This is a genomic window from Mucilaginibacter sp. (assembly GCF_039207105.1).
Taxonomy (GTDB): Bacteria; Bacteroidota; Bacteroidia; order Sphingobacteriales; family Sphingobacteriaceae; genus Mucilaginibacter.
The window spans coordinates 1-7,959 of the sequence record NZ_JBCECK010000196.1 but is presented as its reverse complement, the minus strand read 5'-3'; the positions used below and the strand labels follow the sequence as shown (position 1 = coordinate 7,959).

At 41.6% G+C, this 7,959-nt stretch carries 6 protein-coding genes; 5 read left to right on the top strand and 1 reads right to left on the bottom strand.

The window, feature by feature from the left end; translation table 11 throughout:
• The 3 genes from AAGC65_RS23345 to AAGC65_RS23335 all read left to right on the top strand — a co-directional run.
• On the top strand, positions 1–1,055 hold a 1,055-nt coding region (locus tag AAGC65_RS23345; protein WP_407940704.1), incomplete at its 5' end, for an ammonium transporter.
• A gap of 217 nt (positions 1,056–1,272) precedes the next feature.
• Entirely contained in the window at positions 1,273–2,319 is a 1,047-nt protein-coding gene (locus AAGC65_RS23340) for an outer membrane beta-barrel protein (protein WP_343114879.1), read from the top strand.
• A gap of 124 nt (positions 2,320–2,443) precedes the next feature.
• Positions 2,444–3,043: a DUF4468 domain-containing protein gene (locus AAGC65_RS23335; RefSeq protein WP_343114878.1), complete on the top strand. Its 600-nt coding sequence runs from the start codon at positions 2,444–2,446 to the stop codon at positions 3,041–3,043.
• A gap of 372 nt (positions 3,044–3,415) precedes the next feature.
• On the opposite strand, the gene AAGC65_RS23330 is transcribed toward AAGC65_RS23335, so the two are convergent.
• The gene (locus AAGC65_RS23330) at positions 3,416–4,723 is read right to left on the bottom strand and encodes an ammonium transporter (protein WP_343114877.1); all 1,308 of its coding nucleotides are present in this window, start codon (positions 4,721–4,723) and stop codon (positions 3,416–3,418) included.
• 821 nt (positions 4,724–5,544) lie between these two features.
• Between AAGC65_RS23330 and AAGC65_RS23325 the strand changes: the two genes are divergently transcribed.
• Positions 5,545–6,375, top strand: a complete 831-nt coding sequence (locus AAGC65_RS23325; protein WP_343114876.1) for a TonB family protein — start codon at positions 5,545–5,547, stop codon at positions 6,373–6,375.
• 392 nt (positions 6,376–6,767) lie between these two features.
• Positions 6,768–7,959 (top strand): phosphoribosylformylglycinamidine synthase subunit PurL (purL, locus tag AAGC65_RS23320; protein ID WP_343114875.1); only part of this gene is annotated, 1,192 nt, incomplete at its 3' end.

The window sequence follows — 7,959 nt, the reverse complement described above, 5'->3', positions numbered from 1 at the left end:
CAATGATCGGTCGTACCAGTTTCCGTGGCGATATTTTATACAGTATAGGTATTACTGGTTTTATTTATCCAATTATAGGCCACTGGGCCTGGGGGCCTGATGGTTTCCTGGCTACAATGGGTACTTCAGGAATTTTTGCTCACTTAAGTTCACAGCCTTTCCGTGATTTTGCAGGTTCAACCGTAGTGCATACTATTGGTGGTGTGGCTTCACTGGCCGGTGCAATGGTATTAGGCCCGCGGTTAGGCAGAATATTTGCCCGCGATGATAAGGAAAAAGGCGGATTACCTCCGGGTCATAACTTATTAATTGCCGCTGTTGGTGGTTTTTTATTATGGTTTGGCTGGTACGGTTTTAATCCGGGTTCAACTTTGTCGGCAATGGATATGCAGGGTATTGGTCGTGTTGCTGCTAATACTACGCTTGCTGCCTGTGCCGGTGGTTTTACCGCTATGCTTGCCGCCCTTTGGTGGGGGCCTACAAAAGGCAAGTTTGATCTGGCCTTTACCATTAATGGTTTCCTTGCCGGTTTGGTTGCTATTACTTGTCCTTGTTACTGGGTAAGTCCACTGGGTTCTATTTTACTTGGCGGTGTGGCGGGCCTTATCATTTTTGCCGGTGTATATATTGTGGAGTGGTTCCGTATAGACGATCCGGTTGGTGCTGTTTCGGTACACGGTTTAAATGGTATATGGGGTACTTTATCATTAGGCTTATTTGCTTCTGGTCAGTATGGTGCTACAGGTCCAACTGGTGCCGATAATTCTGCTCCGGTTACAGGTTTGTTTTATGGCGGTGGTTTTGAAGTGTTGAAAGCCCAGTTCATCGGCAGCTTTGCTATTACTGCTTCTGTATTTGTAGTAAGCTTTGTGATGATGTATGCGATCAACAAATTAGGACATCCCTGGAAACTGCGTATTGAAGAGCATGGAGAGGCCGGTATTGGTGGTATCGATGTGTTTGATCATGGCATTGAAGTTTACCCTGTTCAGGAAGAAGAAATTAGTTTAAGCGGCCTTTTTGATAAAGGTGTTAAAGCGACTTCTGAAGTTTAAAAAGAGGATAGATACAATCATTAAAAGACCTTCAAACTAAAGGTCTGTAATACCTTGTGTAGTTGGCGTGTGGCTGTCTTGCAATGGCATGGCCAACTGCACAGGGATTTTTTATGCCGACAATAAAGGATCCCGATTTAAGGTAAATTTTTGAATATCAATATTTTATCAATCAAAAAAACTAACAAACTAAATTTTCTACAATTAAATCGTTATCATGAAAAAAACAGTTTTACTCTTTTGTTTATTCGCTATTGCGGCCTTTACGGTTAAGGCTCAGGATACTACTAAAACTGCCGCGGCCGATCCGCCGTTGACCATAACCGGATCAGTTGATGCTTATTATAAATACGATTTTGCAAAGCATAGTAATATACCAACCAGTTTCGCTACAGATCATAATTCCATGTCGATAGGTATGGTTGATCTGGGATTGAAGAAAAAAGTTGGTAAGGCTGCCTTTGTGGGTGAGCTTTCTTTTGGCCCAAGGGGGCAGGGGCAGTCTATCCCGAACGCTGGTGACAATGGCGATTCGTTTCATATCCAAAATTTATACATGTCATATGATGTAACCGATAAGTTTGTGCTTACCGGTGGCTATATGGCTACCTTTATTGGTTATGAGGTAATAAGCCCGGTGGGTAACTTTAATTACTCAACTTCCTATATGTTCACTAACGGGCCGTTCCAGAATGCTGGTTTCAAGGCTACTTATTCATTCTCTGACAAAGTGAGTTTGATGGCAGGTATCTTTAATGATCAATGGAATGCTTATAAAGCAAAAACAGGCTTGAATAACTTTGGTGCTCAATTGATGATTGCTCCTGTAAAAGGTTGGACCGCTTACCTGAACGTAATTACCGGTGGTACTGCAGGTACAGAATTTGACCTGACCACAACTTATCAGATCACTGATGCTTTTAAACTGGGCTTAAATGCGGCTGATTATAAAGCTACTGATGGCACTACAGGTGGTTTCACAGGTGTGGCGTTGTATCCTCAAATTGCTGTTTCAAAATCAGTTACCTTTGGTTTAAGGGGTGAGTATTTTAAAACAAAAACCGGTGATTTTGCATTGGCTGGCCCCGCTCCGGGCGATCATGTAACCGCTATCACCTTGACATCTAATATTAAGGCTGGCCCGCTAACACTAATCCCGGAGGTTAGGTTAGATAGTAACTCTGCCGAGGCATTTACTAAAAGCTCTGGCGATCCAACCAAGCACGCGCAGCAATTTTTAATAGCTGCTGTATATGCCTTCTAAAATAAAATGATATTCTTTTACAAAAAGCCGCTCCTTATTAACTGGAGCGGCTTTTATCTTTATATTTATACGATAAAGGTTTTGAAGTGACGATTGGTTTAGTGTAGGTATTGAAATGAAAAATATGATGATGAAAAATATATTGATGGCTTTTGTTTGTATGTTATTTGCCAGAACGGCTTTTGCGCAAAAGGATTCTTTGGCTTTTGATGAAAATGATAAATACATCTATTATCAAACCGTTAGTCAGCCGGGGTTAAGTACAGACAGTTTATACAACAGGGGTTTGTATTTTATAAAAACCGCTTACCCTAAAAGTAAGCTGTCAATGGTTACTGCAGATAAGACGCAGGGGGTAATAATGGGAAAAGGTAGTTTCCTGGTTTCCAAAAAAGCGTTTATAACCACGCATGAGGATGGTGCTATAAGTTTTTCTATGCGGATAGAGGTTAAAGACGCAAAATATCGTTACTGGTTTACTGATTTTGTTTACACGCCATATCAGCGTAATCGATATAATGTTTACGAACCTGTGCCTGGAGTGGCTATTCCAATGGAGCAAGCGAAAGATAAAATAGACAAAGATGATTTTGCTGTGTATTTAAATAAGATACTACTCAATAGTAAACAAATAGGTGGGGTACTAAAAACATACATGCTTAAAGCCTCGGCCTTGCCAAAAGAGGAAAAAAAGATCAAAAAAATATCGACTAAGGAGTGGTGAGGAGTGAGGAGTGAGGAGTCATTATGTTAGGTAACAATATCGCAGTTGGGCTTGTCCCAACTGCGATATTGTTACCTAATGTTAAATAGGAATTGTCATTGCGAGCGTAGCGTGGCAATCGCGAACTATGCATGCGGGTTTGTCTGAGTCGCGATTAGGTAGATTTATCAGATATGAAGGTTTTTACTTTTGTTCTTAAAGGAAATCTCGGTAATCTCATCAATCCTTAGAATCCTGTTCAAAAATCAACGCCATCATCGAAATCAAAAATGAATCAACGGTCAATGGATGAAAAAAGCTGCATTTTCTGTAAATGCAGCTTTAGTTTTTTCAGTTGTTTGGTTTGATGTATAATATATGCAGTAAGAATTGTTATAATCCTTCGTCGTGCTGGCTTGAATCGAGGCCGGCAAGTTCTTCTTCAGGAGTTACACGCAGGGTGCTGATCATATCTGTAACCTTTAATAATATTAATGAGCCGAAAAAGGCAAAGGCAGATACGCCAATTAAAGTTATCAGGTGTAATATAAATAAATGAGTTTCGCCATAGTATAATCCGTTACCGGTAGTATTACCCGCATTTACGTTTTGGTGTGCAAATACGCCGGTGAGTAACATGCCTACCATACCGCCTACACCGTGGCAGGGGAATACATCAAGCGTATCGTCAATACTGGTTGATGTTCTCCAGATCACGACCAGGTTGCTTACGATAGCGGCAACAATACCAATTATTAAAGAATGTGGAATGGTTACAAAGCCTGCGGCGGGTGTAATGGCCACAAGGCCGACAACGGCACCAATACAAGCGCCCATTACGCCAGGCTTTTTACCTTGCAGGATATCAAAAAACATCCAGGCCATTGCAGCAGCTGCCGATGCGGTAGTTGTTGTAGCCAAAGCGGTTGCCGCTAACGTGCCTGAACCTAAAGCCGAGCCGGCGTTGAAACCAAACCAGCCGAACCACAATAAGCCTGTACCTAATAACACATAGCTGATGCGGGCGGGGGCATGCGCCTTATCATTGCGTTGTTTTAAGTATAGCGCCGAAGCAAGGGCTGCCCAGCCTGCTGACATGTGTACAACGGTGCCGCCTGCAAAATCAAGTACGCCTTTACCAAACAGGAAACCATCCGGGTGCCAGGTTGAATGTGCCAGAGGGGCATATATAAATATCATGAATAGCACCAGAAATATCACGTATGAGTTAAAGCGGATACGCTCAGCAAAGGCACCGGTGATAAGTGCTGGTGTAATTACGGCAAACTTTAACTGAAACATGGCAAATAATACCAATGGTATGGTTGGTGCAAGTTTCCAGGTGGCGTTGCCCAGTGTGCCTTTCATCATAAAAAAGGTACGCGGATCGCCGATAAAACCGCCTATGCTATCGCCAAAAGCCAGGCTAAATCCAAATATAACCCATATAACGGTTATAACGCCCATACATACAAAGCTTTGCAGCATGGTTGACAGTACATTTTTTTTGCTAACCATACCGCCATAAAAAAAGGCAAGGCCCGGGGTCATGATCAGTACAAGGGCGGTACTTACTAATAGCCATGCAGTGTCACCACTGTCTATTTTACTGTCTTTAACAGTTGTTAAGGTAACAGAAGGGTAGATAAGGGCAAGTATAATTACAATTATAAGTACGCCAAAGGGTATAAATTTTTTCATGTTTAGGGTTTAAGGGAATTAATGTTAATACTGCCCGGTACCCAATCAAAATGCCGGGCAGTATTAAAAAAGTTGATAGCGTATCCGGCATCCAATCAAAATGCCGGATAGTTAAACTAAATTTTAAAAAACAATATGATCCGGCTGCTTAATCAGAGCACCCGGTTTGATATTGTTTTCTATTACCAAAAAGCATGAAATGGAAAAAGGATGAGTTTGCGAAAACGCGACAGTTCGCTTGAGCCGGAGCCGCAAACAAATGTTACGTATTTAATGGCAACAGATAAAAAGATCGGACTGTGATAGAGGGCTTGAGGTGAATGCGAGCCCCGGTGCTGCTGAACATTAATTAGTTGTACCGGGACATTATTAATGCTAAAGTCATAATTAATGGGGTGGTGGTAATCGCTTGCTGTACTAAATGAAGCATTTTTGTTTTTTGTTGGATGATTATAATGTATTTTTTCTTTTCCGGAAGCTGAAAAGCTCGAAAAAAGTAAAAAAAATGCAACAGTAAATTGATAAATCCTGTTAATCATATTTAAAAGTATAAAAAAATTAAAATAAATCTTAATTTTTTATAAATTTTTTATGTTTTTATCGATTTGTGTAATTAAAATTAGAGTTTATATATTTTTTATTTGTGTTTTTATGGTATTTGATTGAAATTTTTTGATTATGGGTCTTTTTTTTAGTGATATGTATAAAAAAAATAAATTTTGTTTTGCGAGGTTTTTGATTCAAAATATTTAAAATAAATTTTGGTTTGCAAAATATTATATATGTATATTCGTTTAATAAGAAATTAAATTCTGAATTATATGAGTATTGACAAATTTGATTTGTACAAAGCCGAGTGGCTCGACCTTGTATTCGACCATCGTAACAAAGCATACGGTGCCTATGAACTGAGAAAAAGCTATGGTCAAACCATGACAAAGGCTATGGGTTTTAGTTTTGTCATAGTGGCCCTTTTTATCGGAGCCAGCTTTGTATTCAGAGCAAAGCCGCAACCGGCTTATAAGTTTACTCCGGTTGATTTTAAAAAGGTTGATATGGCGCCTCCGATAGAAGCTAAGCCTAAAAAAGCTGAGCCACCCAAATCAGTCGATCCTCCTGCACCGGCAGTTCAGGTAAAAACTACGGCTATACCAACCAGGGTGGTGGCGGATAGTCAGCCAACGGTTGATCCGCCTGTAATAAGTGAAATAAATGGGCCAATTGGTTCGGCAAATGTTGATGGACCGGATAAAGGAATAGATAATCAAATGGATCAGGGAAAAGCTTCAGGCAGGGGCGGCGGTACAATGCCATCCGATGAAACCATACATAGTACCGGAGAAGTGCTTGAAGTTATGCCCGAGCCTGTGGGTGGAGCAGCGGCATGGGCTAAGTTTCTGCAAAAAAACCTTCGTTTCCCGGTTGTTGCCCAAGATAATGGTGTTTCGGGTAGGGTTATCCTGAGTTTTGTTATTGAAAAAGATGGTAGTTTATCAAATATAGTGGTTGAAAGAAAGGCCGGATACGGATTTGATGAAGAGGCTTTGCGTGTTTTAAAACTGGCCAAAGCCTGGAAACCAGGTATGCAGAACGGGCAGGCTGTGCGGGTTAAATATACTATCCCTATTAATTTTCAACTGACTGAACAATAAAAACATAAGAAGATATACGGTCGGGCAACGGTCTCTGCGGCGATAAGGGGGTAGCAGGGTTTGAGCAAAGGCCGTTCGGGCAGGCGATATTTCGCCTGCCCGTTTTTGTTTGGATATTATTAGATAAGATGGTCGTTAATATAAAGTTGTCATTTCGAGCGATAGCGAGAAATCTTATACAATTGAAAAGTGAATTTGCAATCAGTATAAGATTTCTCTTTCGCTCAATGCTCTATGCCTGCTCATGCTCGTTCGAAATGACAAACTTTTATTAAATGTTAGATTGTTCCCCGCACCCCAATCCCACACCACTGTCACTAATCCAAAAGAAGCTTTTAGCTTTCGGCCTTTTTTTCTAATTTTGCGAATCCTTTCAAATAAAACATATTACATTGGAGCACCAGGAATTAACCACCGTTGAAACCGCCAAAGATTTAGGCTTACTACCCGAAGAATTTGAACGTATTAAAGAGATATTAGGGCGAGTACCCAATTTTACCGAACTTTCTATTTTCGCAGTAATGTGGAGCGAGCATTGCTCCTATAAAAACTCTATCACCTGGCTAAAAACCTTACCTAAGGATAGTCCGCGTATGCTGGCTAAGGCAGGTGAAGAAAATGCCGGCCTTGTTGACCTTGGCGATGGCATTGGTTGCGCCTTCAAGATCGAATCGCACAATCATCCTTCGGCATTAGAGCCTTACCAAGGTGCAGCCACAGGAGTAGGCGGTATTAACCGCGATATATTTACGATGGGTGCAAGGCCTATCGCGCAGCTAAACTCATTGCGTTTTGGCGATCTGACCCTTGATAAAACCAAATGGTTGGTTAAAGGCGTAGTAAAAGGCATTAGCCACTACGGTAACGCTTTTGGTATCCCAACTGTAGGCGGCGAATTGTTTTTTGACGATTGCTATAACGTAAATCCGCTGGTTAACGCCATGTCGGCAGGTATTGTAAAAGCGGGCGAAACTGTTTCTGCAACTTCGTACGGCGTGGGTAACCCGGTATATATAGTAGGTTCTGCAACCGGTAAAGATGGTATCCACGGTGCGGCTTTCGCATCAAAAGATATCACTGTAGATTCTGTTAACGATCTTCCGGCCGTTCAGGTAGGTGATCCGTTCCAGGAAAAACTGTTGTTAGAGGCTACACTTGAAGTAATTAAAACCGGCGCCGTAGTTGGTATGCAGGATATGGGTGCTGCCGGTATCATCTGCTCTAACTCAGAAATGAGCGCTAAAGGTGAGCATGGTATGCGTATCGACTTAGATAAAGTACCTACCCGCCAGGATAACATGAAGCCTTACGAAATTTTATTGTCCGAATCACAGGAGCGTATGCTTATCGTGGTACACAAAGGCCGTGAAAAAGAAGTAGAGGCTGTTTTTGATAAGTGGGACCTGAACTGCGCCATCATTGGTGAGGTAACCGACACGCAACGTTTAGAGTACTACATGCACGGTGAAAAAGTAGCCGATGTACCTGCCGACGATCTTGTTTTAGGTGGTGGCGCACCGGTTTACCAGCGCGAATACCGCGAGCCTGCTTACTTTGCCGAAAATCAGAAATTTAATATAGACG

Excerpts from the sequence above, each read along its gene's own strand:
- AAGC65_RS23340 (WP_343114879.1), top strand. The coding sequence starts at position 1,273 with ATGAAAAAAACAGTTTTACTCTTTTGTTTATTCGCTATTGCGGCCTTT.
- AAGC65_RS23335 (WP_343114878.1), top strand. The coding sequence starts at position 2,444 with ATGATGATGAAAAATATATTGATGGCTTTTGTTTGTATGTTATTTGCC.
- AAGC65_RS23330 (WP_343114877.1), bottom strand. The coding sequence starts at position 4,723 with ATGAAAAAATTTATACCCTTTGGCGTACTTATAATTGTAATTATACTT.
- AAGC65_RS23325 (WP_343114876.1), top strand. The coding sequence starts at position 5,545 with ATGAGTATTGACAAATTTGATTTGTACAAAGCCGAGTGGCTCGACCTT.